The organism is Haloarcula sp. K1, from assembly GCF_001647155.1.
Taxonomy (GTDB): Archaea; Halobacteriota; Halobacteria; order Halobacteriales; family Haloarculaceae; genus Haloarcula; species Haloarcula hispanica.
On record NZ_LRHL01000023.1, the window covers coordinates 547146 to 562120 of the forward strand.

Here is a 14975-nt window from a genome sequence, read left to right on the forward strand (position 1 = left end):
AAATGGGTTCCGCCCAGTTCGAGGGATTTACCCACTCGCTCGGCATACCGGCGGGTATGCCTGTCGACAAGCAGGAGTTCGACGAGATACTGTCGTTCGAGCTCCACGAACCCGCGGACATTCTCGACGCCGACAAACTGTACACTATCCCGGAAATCGCCCGCCTCCTGCAGGGCCTCCCGGCGGACGCCGAACTCAGCGAGGCCAACGAGTCGGTGTTCATCGACTGGGCCATCCCGTGGATGATCTTCAATCAGGACGACCTCGTCATCGCCGACCCGCAGGACGACGACGTCGTCGGGCTGTACGGCCTCGCCGAGTCATGAAGCTCCTCGTCGCCGGCAGCGACCGGGTCGACGCGGGCAAGACCACGTTCAGCGTCGGCCTGCTGGAGCGGACCAGCGCCCAGGGGTTCAAGCCCAGAGCGGGCAACAACTACTGGTTCGACCACGACGACTACCAGCGAGCGACGAGCGAGGGGCGGCTGTACGGCAAGGACGCAAAGCGCCTCGCAGCCGCGTCACCGAGCGACGTCGCGCCGGAAGAGATCAACCCGATTCACCGCCTCTGGCACCCCTCGCCGGGGGCCGAGACGGGGCTGCTCGGCAAGGAAAACCAGCAGTTCGTCGTCGACCGGGTCGGTCGCCCGAGTTCCGAAACCGGCGTCGAATACGTCGTCAACGGGACCGTCGACCTGCCGGAGTCCGTTTCCGAACGACTCCCACTTGCTAACGCGCCGCGGGTCACCTCGGTTGCCGATTTCAACGACCTGATGCGGGTGATGCACGTCGAGGCGCTCGATTCGCTCGCCGCGGATATCGAAGCGACGGACCGGGCGGTCGTCGAGTCCTACGGCGACGTGGCCCGGCCGCTGTCGGGCATCGAACCGGACGCCGTGGCCGTCGTCGAGCCGGGCCGAGCCCGCATCTACGACGGCGACCGGTACAGCAAGGCCTGCCAGCTCGCCACCGGCGGCCCCGGCGATGGCCAACTGGAGGAACGGGTGCCGAACGTCGTCGACCTCATCGAGCAAGTCGCCGCGGTGCGCCTGCCCGCGCTCGACAGCGAGCAGCGCGGTGACCCGGCGGCTGTCGCCGATGCGTACGATCACGCCTACGACGCGCTGCTGGCCTGTGCGTTCGACTAAAACTATCGCTCAGCCGCAGCCTCAGAACTTCGCGGCCTGCAGGGCCAGTTCGATGTCCTGATACGGCGCGTCGGTGACGCTCGGCCCGTGGCCGGTGTGCATCTCCTGTAGGTCCTCGTCGACGACCGACAGCACCCGCTCGATACTGTCGACGAGCAGACTACGGTCGCCTTCGTCGAGGTCGGTCCGGCCGAAGCTCCCGTTGGCGAATACGAGGTCGCCGGCGAACAGGACGCCGGCTTCGTCCGAGTAGAAGCAGAGGTGGTCGTTCTTGTGGCCGGGCGTGTGTAGCGCTTGGTAGTCGTGGTCGCCCAACTGTATCGTTCCGTCGTCGGCGATGGCGTGCTCGACGCCGTCCTGGTCCGTGTCGTAGCCGTACACCGGCACGTCGAAGGCGTCGACGACGCTGTCGAGGTTCTCGACGTGGTCGTAGTGGGTGTGGGTGACCGCGACAGCGTCGATGTCGTCGACGTGTTCTTCGACGGCCGACACCACGTCGAACTCGTTGCCGACGTCGACCAGAACGGTTCGGTCCCCGGTGACGAGGAACACGTTGCTCGTGAAGGCCTGCTGTCCACGGGCGAGGTTTCGAATCATTACCCGCCTATTGGCCGTCGTCCCGGATGTGGGTATCGTTCTGTCACCGGCCGAGACGCGCTGCACGCCCGCACCCACAGGGCTATGTACGTGGATATGCAAACGGGGGATAGTAGAACATTATGTCAGATTCGGACCTACCTGTGGTGCTTATCGTCGAAGACGAACCAGATGTTGCCGAGACGTACAAACTGTGGCTGCAACAGGAGTACGAGGTCCGCATGGCACAGAACGGCGACGAGGGCCTGGAGCAACTGGACGCGGATGTCGACGTCGTGCTGCTCGACCGGATGATGCCCGGGCTCTCCGGGGACGAAGTGCTGGAGCGTATTCGCGAGCGGAAGCTGGGCTGTCGGGTGGCGATGGTCACCGCCGTCGAGCCGGACTTCGATATTCTGGAGATGGGCTTTGATGCATACCTCTCAAAGCCGATCCGGAGCGAACAGCTCCACGAGACGGTCGACAATCTGCTCGACCGCTCCGAGTACGACTCTCTGCTGCAGGAGTACTACGCGCTCGTCGAGAAGCAGGCGACGCTGGAAGCGACGAAATCGAGCGCAGAGCTGGCGGAGAGCGACCAGTACGACGAACTGACCCAGAGAGTCGCAGAGATGCGAGACGACCTCTCGGAGACACTCGGTGGCATCGAAGACGACTCCGATTTCATCGCAACGCTTCGCGGACTGAGCGACGATGAAGACAACTGAGCGACAAACAATGTATGATCTCACCTCAGTACTAGAGTTCGATGCGCTCAGTGAGGTCCGGCCAGGGTCCAGCATCCTGATCTCCGGCCCAGCAATGAGCGGGAAGGAACGACTCGCATACGATATTCTCGCCGATGGTCTGCGAAAGGACGACGGCGCAGTGGTCGTGACGACCGGAGACGGCGCGGGCAGCGTCGTCGAGGAGTTCCGGTCGCTCGTGCCCGACCTCGACGACTCCCAGCTCGGTGTCATCGACTGTCGGGGCGAAGGTGGCACGGACGAGGAGGCAATCGGCAACGCCCACGCCCACCACGTCTCTTCGCCCGGTGATCTCACTGGCATCGGTATCGGCATCACGAAGGCGCTGGAGGGACTACACAACGCCGGCAACGAACAGGGCCGTCTGGCCCTCGTCTCGCTGTCGACGATGCTGACCTACACGGACAAGAAGACCGTGTTCAAGTTCTGTCATGTGCTGTCCTCGCGGCTGGACTCCGCGGGCTACATCGGCGTGTTCACCATCGACTCGGGAGCCCACGACGACCAGACACTGCAGGTCATCAAGCAGGCGTTCGACGGGATGATCGACGTGCGCGACGCCGAGGGCGGCGGCCGCGAGGCCCGCGTGCTCGGCCTCGCCGGCGAGCCGACCGACTGGCAGGACATCTGAGTACGTCGCCATCCACAGGCGGTCCGAACCCCGTGTCGGTCCGGGAAGGAAGTATTTTGCCGCTCCGGTTCACCCACCCGATATGGACGTAAAGCTGCTCGAAGCCACAGACGACCCCGAGGACCTCATCTGCAAGGCAGCACGTAACGACTACAGCGACACCTCCGTCGGCAGCCAGTCGTTCGAAGCGACGATGGCTGAGGTCGACGGAGACACCCTTGACGACAAGAAGGAGACGCTCATCGGCCACCTGCTCGACCACGGCCACTTCGGTCCGTTCGAGCACGCGCAGGCGACCTTCGCCGTGGAGGGGGTCTCCCGCTCCTGTATGGCCCAGATCACCCGCCACCGCCACGTCTCCTTCGACGTGCAGTCGATGCGGTACGTCTCCTTCGACGACGTGGACCCCGAAGCCGTCCGGGAAGGCGAACTGGTCGTGACGCCGCCGTCCGCGACGGACCCGGACTGGATCGGCCGGAACCAGCAGAAAGCGAGCGTCTCCGACGAGGAGTTCGAGGAGCGCACGGAAATATTCAAAGACACCATCGAACAGGCGGTCGAATCGTACCAGGAACTGCTTGAGCTGGGAATGCCACCGGAAGACGCTCGGTTCGTGCTGCCAATCGGAACAAAGGTGAACATCGTGATGTCGATGAACGCCCGGATGCTGATGCACGTCGCGGACATGCGAGCCGCGGCGGATGCACAGTGGGAGATCCGGGAGATGACCGAGGAGATGCTCGACCTGGCAGCCGACTGGTGTCCCAAGACCTTCGACTACTACGAGCGGGAGATGAAGGGACGCAAGAACCGGCTCGCACCCTGACAGAGCCGCACTTCTCGCGGCAGTTCAGAACAGCTGTCTTCGGTCGTGGGCATCGACAATTGTTGGATCGACCTTGATACTCACAACGGCAATAGCGAGACACGAGCCGTTTTGTTGCGTCAACGACCGGATTTCAGAGTATCAAAAGACGAAACGAGTACGACACATTCATTACCGCACATCCTAGATAAACAATTGTGTCTTACGAGGTTGAACGTCCCACCCGTCGGTCGGGCACTGCGTCTGATGTGATGTGTGCTGTCGACGATGTCGACGGCCAGCAGCGGTTCGTCATCGCCGATATTGCCCACGATGACATCTGGATTTCGATGGTAGCGGACGAGACCTGCACACTTACAGCCTGGCGATAGCGGGCCACCACCGGCTGTGACGGATTCTTGTAGATAGTTCCGGATAGTGCCGACCTCGGGGTCGACACAGACCGGGAAATCGCTCAAACAGTCCGTATGAAAAGTTTTTGTTGACCGCTCTGTGACGTAGGAGTATGGAATACGACGACATGCTCGACCGGGCGATGGAGGAGACGCCCGAGATTGACGGCACAAGCGAGCGGTTCGAGGTCCCCGATCCAGACGTCCGACAGGAAGGGAACGTCACCGTCTACGAGAACTTCCAGTCGACGTGTTCCCGGCTCGGACGCGAGGACGACCATGTGATGAAGTTCCTCCAGAACGACCTCGGGACAAGCGGCCACATCGACGAGAGCGGTCGAGCGCGCCTGACCGGCGAGTTCGATGCCGACCGTATCGAGGCGTCCATCGACGAGTACGTCGACGAGTTCGTGCTCTGCTCGGAGTGTGGGCTGCCGGACACGCAACTGGAACGGGAACAGGGCGCGCTGTTGCTCCGCTGTGAGGCGTGTGGCGCCCGCTCGGCGACGAGCGAGTAGCTACTGCAGACCTTTCAGCGTCTGCAAGTCGTTTTCCGTGCGGGTAAAAACGGCGAGCCGATGGCTCGCGTGACAGTTCGGGCAGTGGAACGTCGTGTCGTGTCGCGGCAAGTCCGTTGGCGTCGACTCCCAGTCTTTCTTACACTCAGGACAGAGCAATCGAACGTACGCTTCCTCCATGTATGTTACTCACACACATATCCAACGATAAAAAGCCTTGGCGTCTCCCCATTAGTCTGCCTTCACCCGGGCGTCAGGCCGGAAGGTCCTCGGCTTCGAGGAGTTCCTTGTACCGGTTTCGAATAGTCACTTCGGAGATGTCGGCGACGTCGCTGACCTGACTCTGTGTGACCTTCTCGTTGGTCAGCAACGCGGCGGCGTAGACGGCCGCTGCGGCGATGCCGACCGGCGATTTGCCGGAGAGCATCCCCGACTGGCGAGCACCTTCGATGAGGTCCCGTGCCTGTCGCTGGGTCTCCTTGCTGAGTCCGAGGTCGGAGATGAACCGCGGGAGGTAGTGTTCCGGGTCCGCCGGCTGGACTTCGAGGCTGAGTTCCCGGACGATGTACCGGTAGGTCCGTGTGAGTTCCATCTTTTCGACGCGGGAGACGCGGGCCATCTCGTCCAGCGACCGGGGGTTTCCGGCCATGCGAGCGGCCGCGTACAGCGCGGACGTGGCGACGCCTTCAATGGAGCGGCCCGGAAGGAGGTCGTCACCGAGCGCGCGCCGGTAGATGACGCTGGATGTCTCGCGGACGTTCTGGGGGAGTCCCAGCGCCGAGGCCATCCGGTCGATTTCGCCCAGCGCCTGCTTGAGATTGCGCTCCTTGGAGTCACGGGTACGGAACCGCTCGTTCCAGGTCCGGAGCCGCTGCATTTTCTGGCGCTGCTCGCTGGAGAGGGAACGCCCGTAGGCGTCCTTGTTCTGCCAGCCGATGTTGGTCGAGAGCCCCTTGTCGTGCATCATGTTCGTCGTCGGCGCACCGACGCGGGACTTGCGGTCCTTCTCTGCGGAGTTGAACGCCCGCCACTCCGGCCCGTGGTCGATCTCGTCCTCTTCGACGACCAGTCCACAGTCCTCACAGACTGTTTCGCCGTGTTCGGAGTCCGTAACGACGTTGCCACTACATTCGGGACAGGCCTCTACAGCCTCCTGCTCCGTCGGTTCGGATATTTGCTCGTCTCGTTCTCGTGTGCTCGTCCGCGTTGGTGATTCACTCATGATTGGGAGTTCTGTTCTGCCGGGTGCAGAAATTTTAAGACTGTTTGGGGAAACTGTCTTACCCTATAGTTAGTCCGTAAAGTATATAAATCTTTCCCCGTATTTCCGCAGGAACCGCCGGATAGCGGAGTGATAGGGTATGACATGGCCCGCCGTACGGCTATATAATCTTGGTGGTTATCGCCGCCGTCCGTGCACAACGCATAAATGGGGGGCTGCACCGCCGTGCGACTCCATCTGTGCTCCGTCGAACGACCAGTCCTCACCTCGATACGACCGCTCCTGATCGGTCGGGAGCGGCAAGTGGGTCCCGGAATTACCGGGTCAGCGGGAGTCACCGTGTGGTTCCGCACATCGTGGGGGAGTGATGAGATATAAAAAGCGATGTTACCAGCCGATACATTTTACTTACAATTACATACCAGATACATACATCCACACGACGACAGCCCCCGTTTGAGGGATGTCGCGGCAACCGCTCAATCGAGCGAGATCCACGCCAGAAACAGCAGCCCTCCGAGCTCCAGTATCGCAACGAATGTCATCGCGCGACCGGCGACAGGGGCGGCGCTTCGCAACAGCACGGCGACCTCCGGGTCAAGGACGTAGTAGTAGACGGACAGGCAGTTCTCGGCGAGCAACAGTACCCCGAAGACCGTCAGTCCGAGCGCGTGTTTCGAACCCACTGCCAGGTAGTTCCGGACCCAGACTGACAGTAGCACGAGCAGGACCACGACGTTGAGCGCGGACGCGACACTCGCCGCGGTCATCCAGACTGCCATCTGTGCCCTCCTATGCCGGCTCGTGGTAAGACTCCTTTCCCGATTTCAGCCATTGTCACTCGATCTCCGCGATGATTTCCTCGATGGTGTCCCAGTACTGTTCGGTCCTGTCCGTCAGCGTGTAGACGGAGCCGTAGTCGCCGCCGGTGTTGTCGACGACGCCGTTGTCCAACAGCACGTCGAGGTGGTGCCGGACGGTCTTGTAATCGAGGTCAAGGTCCTCCGCCAGTTGGTTAGCGTTCCGGGGCCGTCGCTTGAGGGCCTTGAGGATACGGGCTCTGTTTGGCCCCCCACGGGTCCCGGAGAGAACGTACCAGAGGACACCCTCCATCAGCGGACCCAACTCTCCGGGCGTACGTATATCCACTGGCCGATTGTGCGATAACTGCCTACGAGCGTAACGGCGGAAGCTAATTGTCAGCGGTGGGCATCAAGAACCCGAAGCGGTCGTCGCGGGGTGGCAATTCTGGCCGGCTGTCACGCACGGGCTCGAGATAGTCGTGCGCCGGGTTACGGCTGCAACACGCCGTCGATGGCGTGGATGAAGCCGTTGGAGGCCTCGATGTTCGTGTCGACGATATCGGCCTGGTCGCCGTTGAGGTCAGTCCCGTCTACGTCGATCTTCGCCCCGTTCAGCGTCGGGATTTTCTCCGAGTCGACGACGGAGCTTGCGTCTCGCTCGCCCGGTGCGACGTGGTACGTGAGGACGTCCACGAGGAACTCGTCGTCAACATCGCCGACGTTGTCGACAGTGATTCCCGCGGCGTTAAACGCATCGTCGGTCGGCGCAAACACCGTCAGCTGACGGTTCCCGCTGAGCGTGTCGACGAGGCCGGCTTCCTGCACTGCGGCCACCAGCACGTCGAAGCCGTCGGCCGCCATGGCCACGTCAACGATCGTATCGCCGTCTCTCGGCGGCGCGGCACTCGCGGCACCGACGCCACCGACTGCGACTGCTGTTCCGGCACCGATACTCCGTAACACACTGCGCCTGGTCTGTTTCATGGAAACCCGGACGATTCGGAGGACTGTTGACAGTTAACCGGTTTCCGAACTGGGACCCAAATTAGACCATAGTTTCAGACAGTGAATAGGTGACCCTCGGTCGGAACGTCGAAGAGTCCGATACGTGCGCCCGCGTCCAGCCACGCATGCCCGTACGAGAACGATGCCAGCGCGTTGACCGGGTCGTCGTCGTCCCTGAAGTGGCGACCGTCCGCCAGATACGCCGCCGCCATCTCTTCACACTCCAGTGCGGCGTCGTGCATCGGCGTCCCTTCAGGTGGCGCGACTGATGCCGCGTCGAGCGCCTCGGCGAGCAGTCCCTCGTAGCGGTCGGTCTTCTCTTCGAGATCTGCGGCCATACCCTCAGCGAACGGTGGCAGTGGCCTAAGCGTGTCGTCCCAGTGCGAGTTCGGCGCACGACAACACAAGCTAAATACGGCCCGGTAGTCTAGCTTGGCTAATGACAGAATCGGTCGAACACCGACGACTCATCGTCGCTGGCACCGGCGCAGCGGGACTGACAGCGGCCATCTACGCCGCCAGAAGTAACAACGACCCACTCGTTCTGGAAGGCGACGAACCGGGCGGGCAGCTCACGCTGACCAGCGAAGTCGAGAACTTCCCCGGCTTCCCCGAGGGGCTCTCCGGTCCGGACCTCATCAACAACATGAAAGAGCAGGCCCAGCGCTTCGGCGCTGAACTCGAACACGGTATCGTCGCCGACATCGACGACAGCGAACGGCCGTTCCGCGTGGAACTGTCGAACGGCGACGTGTACACCTGCGACGCCTTCATCGCCGCCTCCGGAGCCAGCGCCCGGACGCTGGGCGTCCCCGGCGAGGACGAGCTGATGGGCTACGGCGTCTCGACGTGTGCAACCTGTGACGGCGCGTTCTTCCGCGGCGAAGACATGCTCGTTGTCGGCGGCGGCGACGCGGCCATGGAGGAGGCCCACTTCCTCACGAAGTTCGCCGACACCGTCTACATCGCACACCGCCGCGAGGAGTTCCGCGCCGAGGACTACTGGATCGACCGCGTCCAGCAGAAGGTCGACGAGGGCGAAATCGAGATCATGCGAAACACCGAGTTGCTGGAGATGCACGGCTCACCCGAGAACGGGGTCGACCACGTCACCCTCGCACAGAACGACGCGGGCCATCCCAGCGAGAAGCTCGACGCCGACGGGACCGAAACCTTCGACTTCGACGTTGGTGCCGTCTTTATTGCCATCGGTCACACGCCTAACACCGACTACCTCGAAGACGCCGGCGTCGAGCTGGACGATACCGGGTACATCCAGACCCACGGCGGCACCGGCGGCGACCAGACCGCCACCGACGTGGACGGTATCTTCGGTGCCGGCGACGTGGTCGACTACCACTACCAGCAGGCCGTCACCGCTGCCGGGATGGGCTGTAAAGCCGCCATCGACGCCGACGAGTACCTCGAATCACAGGCCGAGGCCGCCGCCGAGGCGGAGTCCGAAGCCGCCGCGGAAGCCGACGACTAGCGCAGTTGTTTCTTCGTTCGTCCCCACATCCACAGACCCTTTAGGATAGCCCCCGGAGTGAGCGGCATGGCAACCGATACTGTCACGCTGACTATCGACGACGGCGAAGAGACCGACGAACTCACCGTCCCAAGCGAACTCGTAGACATCCTCCGAGAGTCGCCCGAGGAGACGGACCCGCAGGTCGTCGGCGACATCGCGATGTTCGGCATGACCCAGCGGATTCACAGCGCTGTCCACCACGCGCAGGGCGAGCCGGACGAGCAGATCGTCGCGCTCGAAGAGGAAACCAGCGAACTGTTCGAAGAGCGCTTCGGCCAGTCCTTCGCCGAGCTGACCGGCCACGACCACTAATTCTGTCGGCCAGTTCTTAGAACTGCCAGTGTAGCACCACGCCGTCGTCGAGCCGTTCGACGCCGGCCAGCTCCGGCTCCGGGAAGTCCTCGATGAAGCCGTCGCCGTCGGCCAGCGTCGGCGCGTCCCGGCCGCCGATGACCTTCGGCCCGATGTAGACGAACAGCTCGTCGACCAGCGCCTCTTCTAGCAGGCCGAAGATGAGTTCGCCGCCACCTTCGACCATGAGCTGGTCGATACCGTCGCCCTCCAGTTTCGCAAGCGTCGTCGTCAGGTCGACCCGGTCCTGCCCGGCGGCGATGACGTACGCGCCGGCGTCTTCCATCTCCTCGATGAAGTCCGGCGGGGCGGCTTCGCTGACGAGGAGGTAGGTCTGGGCGCGACCGTCCAGCACTGTGGCGTCCGGCGGCGTTCGGATGCGGGAGTCGGCGACGACGCGTGCGGGATTTTCCGGCTTGCCGCGGTCGGCCCGGGCGGCGCGGCGGTCGGCGTCGTCGACGGTCAGTGAGGGGTCGTCAGCGAGAATCGTACCGACGCCGACCATCACAGCATCACTGTCGGCTCGAAGCTGGTCGACGCGGTCGAAGTCGTCCGGGCCGGAGATAGCGATCTGTTCGCGGCGGCGGGAGGAGAGTTTCCCATCGACACTCATGGCGGCGTTGACGACGACGTGCATACTCGTTCGTGCCGGCGACACGTCAAACGGCTTTTGGGTTACAGTCAGGAGGACGTTGTTTCGGGGCGCTTCGACAGCTTCCGGACGTCGAGTTTCTTCACGGTGCCGTCGCCGGTTTTCAGCTTCAGCACCGTCTTTTTCAGTACGAGTTCTTCGACGTCGAGCGTCGTCTCCGTGCTCCAGCCCCGTAGCCTGACCATCCCTTCCTCGTCGATTTCGAGGAACGTGCGGGGTTTGCGCTGGGACCCCATCGTCCACTCCTCGTCGCCGACGGACAGCTCCTGCCCGCCGCTTTTCGCCCAGCGGAACACGCAAGCGAACTGCTCGCGGGGTTCGTCACCGCGGTCGTGATCGACGCGGGTCCACTGCTCGAAGTCGACGCCGAAGTGGGCGGCCCACAGCTCCAGATACTCGAAATCGAACTTCTTCTTGCCGTCGTTGTTCCGGCCACTCCGCCAGATGACGTGCGCCTCCGACGGCTTCGACCCGAACATACTACCCATAGTCAGGCCCCCGGGCGACTGCCGTTATTATTTGATCTGATATCACGAATCCCGACTAGTCGAATATCTCCGATAACGTACTTTTTAGCCATTTGAAACGTCCCAACACAGTCAACGCCCATATCCTGAGAGATTACAGTATCACAAATAAGAATTGTGGGCGATTTTGAACAGGTGTGAACGGTCGTGACTTGCACGGCCGGCCGAAAACGCTTTTGAGTGCTCCCGTCGAACCGTCAGTCGATGTCTCTCGAAGACCATGCCGAGGAGCTCGCCTCCGACCTCGGTGTTGACAAAGAGGAGGTCACACGCGACCTGGAAAACCTCGTGAACTACTCCGTCCCGATGGACGAGGCCAAGCAGAGCCTCAGACGGAAGTACGGCGATGGCAGCTCGGGCGGCGATAGCACGCCGTCGAGCAAGGCCATCAACGAGGTTTCGACCGACGACTCGAACGTGACGGTCACCGCCGTGGTGCTCACGTCGGGGCGGCGGTCCATCCAGTACAACGGGGAACAGCACGTCATCCGCGAGGGCGAACTCGCCGACGAAACGGGGAAGATATCCTACACCGCCTGGGACGGCTTCTCGGGCGACCTCCAGCCCGGCCAGACCGTCCGGCTGGGCAATGCTGGGGTCCGCGAGTGGGACGGCCAGCCCGAGCTCAATCTGGGCGACAGCACCGACCCCGAGGTCGTCGACGAGACGCTCGACATCGACTACGAGGTCGGTGGCCGCGCCACGCTGCAGGACCTCGCACCCGGTGACCGCGGTATCACCGTCGAAGTGCAGGTGCTCGAATGTGAACAGAAGGTTATCGACGGCCGCGACGGCGAGACGACGATTCTCAGCGGCGTCCTTGGCGACGAGAGCGGCCGGCTCCCGTTCACCGACTGGGAGCCCCACGACGAAATCGAGGAGGGAGCGTCCGTGCGCCTCGACGAGACGTTCGTCCGCGAGTTCCGCGGCGCGCCATCCGTGAACGTCTCGGAGTTCTCGACGGTGACCGCGCTGGACCGCACGGTCGACGTCGCCGAAGACGCGCCCCGGATGTCCGTCCGCGAGGCCGTCGAGAGCGGCGGCCTGTTCGACGTGGAACTGGCCGGCAACGTCATCGAGGTGCGGGACGGCTCCGGCCTCATCGAGCGCTGTCCGGAGTGTGGCCGCGTCATCCAGAACGGCCAGTGTCGCTCCCACGGCGCTGTCGAGGGCGAGGACGACCTGCGGACGAAGGCTATCCTCGACGACGGGACCGACACCGTCACCGCGGTGCTCGACGACGAACTGACCGCTCGCGTGTACGGCGGCGACCTCGACGACGCCCGCGAACACGCCCGCGACGCGATGGACAAAGAGGTGGTCGCCGAGCGCATCAGCGACCGCATCGTCGGCCGCGAATACGTTGTCCGCGGGTCGCTCTCTGTGGATGAGTACGGCGCGAACCTCACTGCCTCGACGTTCACGGAGGCCGAGGACGACCCCGCAGCGCGTGCACGGACGCTGCTGCAGGAGGCGGACACATGAGCGAATCCGGCGACAGCGGCCCCGGCCGCCGGGAGGTCGCACACCGCCTGTTCGCCGCGGAGTTCGACGACGCCGACTTCTCGTATTCGGAGTCCGACGAGGAGCGCGCGCCGAACTACGTCGTCACGCCGACCGGCGCGCGGGTCAACCGGCTGTTCCTCGTTGGCGTTCTCACCGAACTCGAACAGGTCAACGACGACGTGTTGCGCGCCCGTGTCGTGGACCCGACCGGCCCGTTCGTCATCTACGCCGGCCAGTACCAGCCCGACGAACTGGCCTTCCTCGAAGCCGCTGACCCGCCGATGTTCGTCGCCGTCACGGGCAAGGCCCGGACTTTCCAGCCCGACGACAGCGACCGGGTGTTCACCTCGGTCCGGCCCGAGAGTATCAGCGAAGTCGACGCGGACACGCGGGACCGCTGGGTCGTCCAGGCCGCCGAACAGACCGTCTCACGTATCGGCCGGATGGCAAGCGCCAAACAGGCCGGCCTGACCGGTGACGAACTCAGGCTCGCCCTGCTCGACCAGGGCATCGACGAGAGCGCCGCGGCCGGCATCACGCTCGCCCTGGACCACTACGAGACGACCGGCGACTACCTCGACGCGCTCCGGACGACGGCGCTCGACGCCGCCCGCGTCGTCGCCGGCGACACTGACGAGGCCGAAGGGCTGTCGCTGTCCCCCGGCGACGGCACGGACGACCCGGTTCCGCTGCTGGCTTCGCTCGACATCGGCGCCGCGACAGAGACGACCGGCGAAGACACCGAAACGGGGTCACCATCGGAGGCAGCGACCGACGACGCGGAAGCGACCGAGCCGAACGAACCGACGGCCGAGTCGTCCGACAGCGAACTGACGGCAGACGAGGACGTGGCCGAGGCGGCCGAAGCGGGTGCGCCCGCGGACGCCGCCGACGCCGAGCCCGCGCCAGACTCACCCGGCGCACCGGCCGGCGACGAATCCCCCGAGCCAGGCGCCGACGCGGCCACGAGCGACGCGCCCGCCGAAACGCCCGAGACAGCGACCGACGCCGGCGCCGACGAGACAACCGCCGGTGACGACGCGCCCACGACATCCGCACCGAGCGAGCCCGTTGACGAATCTCCGGCATCGAGCGAGCCGGCGACCGACGCCGACGCGACGGTCCCAGACGAGCCGGACTCGTCGTCAGAACCCGAGGCTGACGACGACCTCGGCGAGTTCGACCCGGAGTTCGAACTGGGCGAGGACGAACGCGAGGAAATCGAACAGGAGTACGGCACTGACTTCCAGAGCGGGTCCGAAGTCGACGAGCCCGGCGAGGCCGGCATCGAGACGCCGGACCCCGAAGACCTGGCCGAGGCGGCCGAGGAGGGCGCGCCCGCGGACGCCGCCGACGCCGAGCCCGCGCCCGACTCAGCCGGCGCACCGGCCGGCGACGAATCCCCCGAGCCGGGCGCCGACGCGGCCACGAGCGACGCGCCCGCCGAAACACCCGAGACCGCGACAGACGCCGGGGCCGACGAGACGACCGCCGGCGAGTCCGCGGGTGCGGACGCGCCCGCTGAGGACGTTGACCTCGAAGACGCCGTCATGGAGGTCATGGAGGACCTCGACGACGGCAGCGGGGCCGACCGCGAGGAACTCCGCTCGACGGTCGCGGGCCGCTACGGCGCGGACCCCGACGCCGTCGAAGACGCCATCCAGGACGCCCTGATGGGCGGTCGGTGTTACGAGCCCGACGACGGCAAGCTCACGCCCATCTGACGGCCGAGCCGCGGTCCTTTTTTCTCCTGCGACCCAACTGAGCGCCGATGCGCGTCGAACCGCTTCCCGGTGTCCCGGCTGCGACAGTCGACACTGACGGGGAGCGACTGCTGGCGGTGGCCGACTACCACGCCGGCATCGAGGCGGGGCTCAGATACGAGGGGGTCGAACTCCAGTCAGCCGCCGAGGAGCGCCGGGAGCGATTGCTGGCGTGTCTGGACCGCGCCCGCGCCGACCGGCTGGTCGTCGTCGGTGACCTGGGCCACGCCATCGGCGACCCGTTCGACGACGAGCGAGCGGAACTCGCTGCGCTGTTCGACGCCCTCGACGTGCCCGTGACGCTGGTGAAGGGGAACCACGACGGCGGTCTGGAGCCCGTGCTGGCCGAACTCGACGGCGATATCGAGGTGACGCCGGGCCACGGAGTCCGTATCGGTTCGGTCGGGTTCGCCCACGGCCACACCTGGCCCGCGCCGGACGTGCTCGAAGCCGACGTCGTCTGTGTCGGCCACGAACATCCCGTCGTCCGACTCGAAGACAGCGTCGGTGGGGCCCAGAAGGAGCGGGCCTGGCTCCGCGGCTCGCTGGTGACTGAGCCCTTTGCCGAACAGTTCGACCAACCAGTCGAGAACGCGCCGGACATCGTCGTCTTTCCGGCGTTTAACGACCGCTCCGGCGGGACGTGGGTCAACGTCGACGGCCAGGAGTTCCTCGCCCCGTTCCTGCCCGAGGGCATGGCGGATACCGAGGCGTTCCTGCTTGATGGCACGCGGTTAGGGGCCTACCGACAGGTCTGA

General features: G+C 64.4%; 21 protein-coding genes. 12 read left to right on the forward strand and 9 right to left on the reverse strand.

Annotated features, from left to right (window positions below; all coding sequences use genetic code 11):
• The first annotated feature begins 2 nt into the window (after nucleotides 1-2).
• Both AV929_RS10100 and AV929_RS10105 read left to right on the forward strand, forming a co-directional pair.
• Complete coding sequence (locus tag AV929_RS10100; protein WP_080504296.1) at nucleotides 3-326, forward strand: DUF5827 family protein; 324 nt, start codon at nucleotides 3-5, stop codon at nucleotides 324-326.
• On the forward strand, nucleotides 323-1147 hold the full coding sequence (locus AV929_RS10105; RefSeq protein WP_064288180.1) for a hypothetical protein: 825 nt from the start codon (nucleotides 323-325) through the stop codon (nucleotides 1145-1147). Before AV929_RS10100 ends, AV929_RS10105 begins: the two co-directional genes overlap by 4 nt.
• 21 nt (nucleotides 1148-1168) lie before the next feature.
• Here the strand turns inward: AV929_RS10105 and AV929_RS10110 are convergent, their stop codons facing one another.
• Nucleotides 1169-1744: an MBL fold metallo-hydrolase gene (locus AV929_RS10110; protein ID WP_008308900.1), complete on the reverse strand. Its 576-nt coding sequence runs from the start codon at nucleotides 1742-1744 to the stop codon at nucleotides 1169-1171.
• Nucleotides 1745-1866: 122 nt separating this feature from the next.
• On the opposite strand from AV929_RS10110, the gene AV929_RS10115 reads away from it, so the two are divergent.
• The 5 genes from AV929_RS10115 (at nucleotide 1867) to AV929_RS10130 (ending at nucleotide 4857) form a co-directional block, all read left to right on the forward strand.
• Nucleotides 1867-2451, forward strand: coding sequence for a response regulator transcription factor (locus AV929_RS10115; RefSeq protein WP_023843291.1), 585 nt, complete (start codon nucleotides 1867-1869; stop codon nucleotides 2449-2451).
• Nucleotides 2452-2461: 10 nt separating this feature from the next.
• Nucleotides 2462-3121, forward strand: coding sequence for an ATPase domain-containing protein (locus AV929_RS10120; RefSeq protein WP_044951863.1), 660 nt, complete (start codon nucleotides 2462-2464; stop codon nucleotides 3119-3121).
• An 82-nt stretch (nucleotides 3122-3203) separates the two neighbouring features.
• Nucleotides 3204-3947 (forward strand): FAD-dependent thymidylate synthase, encoded by a 744-nt coding sequence (gene thyX / locus AV929_RS10125; RefSeq protein WP_014040533.1) that lies wholly within the window; start codon nucleotides 3204-3206, stop codon nucleotides 3945-3947.
• A 197-nt stretch (nucleotides 3948-4144) separates the two neighbouring features.
• Nucleotides 4145-4318, forward strand: coding sequence for a hypothetical protein (locus tag AV929_RS21870; RefSeq protein ID WP_155120743.1), 174 nt, complete (start codon nucleotides 4145-4147; stop codon nucleotides 4316-4318).
• Between the two features lie 134 nt (nucleotides 4319-4452).
• On the forward strand, nucleotides 4453-4857 hold the full coding sequence (locus tag AV929_RS10130) for a translation initiation factor IF-2 subunit beta (RefSeq protein WP_014040534.1): 405 nt from the start codon (nucleotides 4453-4455) through the stop codon (nucleotides 4855-4857).
• On the opposite strand, the gene AV929_RS10135 is transcribed toward AV929_RS10130, so the two are convergent.
• The 6 genes from AV929_RS10135 to AV929_RS10160 form a co-directional block, all read right to left on the reverse strand.
• Nucleotides 4858-5037, reverse strand: a complete 180-nt coding sequence (locus AV929_RS10135; protein ID WP_004515550.1) for a hypothetical protein — start codon at nucleotides 5035-5037, stop codon at nucleotides 4858-4860.
• A gap of 73 nt (nucleotides 5038-5110) precedes the next feature.
• On the reverse strand, nucleotides 5111-6079 hold the full coding sequence (locus tag AV929_RS10140; protein WP_064288181.1) for a transcription initiation factor IIB family protein: 969 nt from the start codon (nucleotides 6077-6079) through the stop codon (nucleotides 5111-5113).
• A gap of 479 nt (nucleotides 6080-6558) precedes the next feature.
• Nucleotides 6559-6861, reverse strand: coding sequence for a hypothetical protein (locus AV929_RS10145; RefSeq protein WP_023843293.1), 303 nt, complete (start codon nucleotides 6859-6861; stop codon nucleotides 6559-6561).
• A 55-nt stretch (nucleotides 6862-6916) separates the two neighbouring features.
• Entirely contained in the window at nucleotides 6917-7192 is a 276-nt protein-coding gene (locus tag AV929_RS10150) for a winged helix-turn-helix domain-containing protein (protein ID WP_014040537.1), read from the reverse strand.
• Between the two features lie 179 nt (nucleotides 7193-7371).
• Nucleotides 7372-7866: a fasciclin domain-containing protein gene (locus tag AV929_RS10155; RefSeq protein ID WP_064288182.1), complete on the reverse strand. Its 495-nt coding sequence runs from the start codon at nucleotides 7864-7866 to the stop codon at nucleotides 7372-7374.
• A 74-nt stretch (nucleotides 7867-7940) separates the two neighbouring features.
• Nucleotides 7941-8225, reverse strand: coding sequence for a DUF357 domain-containing protein (locus AV929_RS10160; RefSeq protein ID WP_014040539.1), 285 nt, complete (start codon nucleotides 8223-8225; stop codon nucleotides 7941-7943).
• 101 nt (nucleotides 8226-8326) lie between these two features.
• Between AV929_RS10160 and AV929_RS10165 the strand changes: the two genes are divergently transcribed.
• Both AV929_RS10165 and AV929_RS10170 read left to right on the forward strand, forming a co-directional pair.
• A complete protein-coding gene (locus AV929_RS10165; RefSeq protein WP_064288183.1) occupies nucleotides 8327-9376 on the forward strand; it encodes an NAD(P)/FAD-dependent oxidoreductase in 1050 nt (349 codons plus the stop codon).
• Between the two features lie 66 nt (nucleotides 9377-9442).
• Nucleotides 9443-9730 (forward strand): hypothetical protein, encoded by a 288-nt coding sequence (locus AV929_RS10170; protein ID WP_014040541.1) that lies wholly within the window; start codon nucleotides 9443-9445, stop codon nucleotides 9728-9730.
• A 16-nt stretch (nucleotides 9731-9746) separates the two neighbouring features.
• On the opposite strand, the gene AV929_RS10175 is transcribed toward AV929_RS10170, so the two are convergent.
• Together AV929_RS10175 and AV929_RS10180 are read right to left on the reverse strand one after the other, a co-directional pair.
• Complete coding sequence (locus tag AV929_RS10175; RefSeq protein ID WP_014040542.1) at nucleotides 9747-10406, reverse strand: 2,5-diamino-6-(ribosylamino)-4(3H)-pyrimidinone 5'-phosphate reductase; 660 nt, start codon at nucleotides 10404-10406, stop codon at nucleotides 9747-9749.
• A 44-nt stretch (nucleotides 10407-10450) separates the two neighbouring features.
• Nucleotides 10451-10909 carry a hypothetical protein gene (locus AV929_RS10180; RefSeq protein ID WP_023843295.1) on the reverse strand — a complete coding sequence of 153 codons (459 nt, stop codon included), beginning with the start codon at nucleotides 10907-10909 and terminating at the stop codon, nucleotides 10451-10453.
• A gap of 243 nt (nucleotides 10910-11152) precedes the next feature.
• On the opposite strand from AV929_RS10180, the gene AV929_RS10185 reads away from it, so the two are divergent.
• From AV929_RS10185 to AV929_RS10195, 3 genes are read left to right on the forward strand one after another with little or no spacing between them, the layout of a single operon-like run.
• Nucleotides 11153-12433, forward strand: coding sequence for a Single-stranded DNA binding protein (locus AV929_RS10185; protein ID WP_064288184.1), 1281 nt, complete (start codon nucleotides 11153-11155; stop codon nucleotides 12431-12433).
• Entirely contained in the window at nucleotides 12430-14178 is a 1749-nt protein-coding gene (locus tag AV929_RS10190) for a hypothetical protein (protein WP_064288185.1), read from the forward strand. The genes AV929_RS10185 and AV929_RS10190 overlap by 4 nt, the downstream gene beginning before the upstream one ends.
• A 47-nt stretch (nucleotides 14179-14225) precedes the next feature.
• A complete protein-coding gene (locus AV929_RS10195) occupies nucleotides 14226-14975 on the forward strand; it encodes a metallophosphoesterase (protein WP_064288186.1) in 750 nt (249 codons plus the stop codon).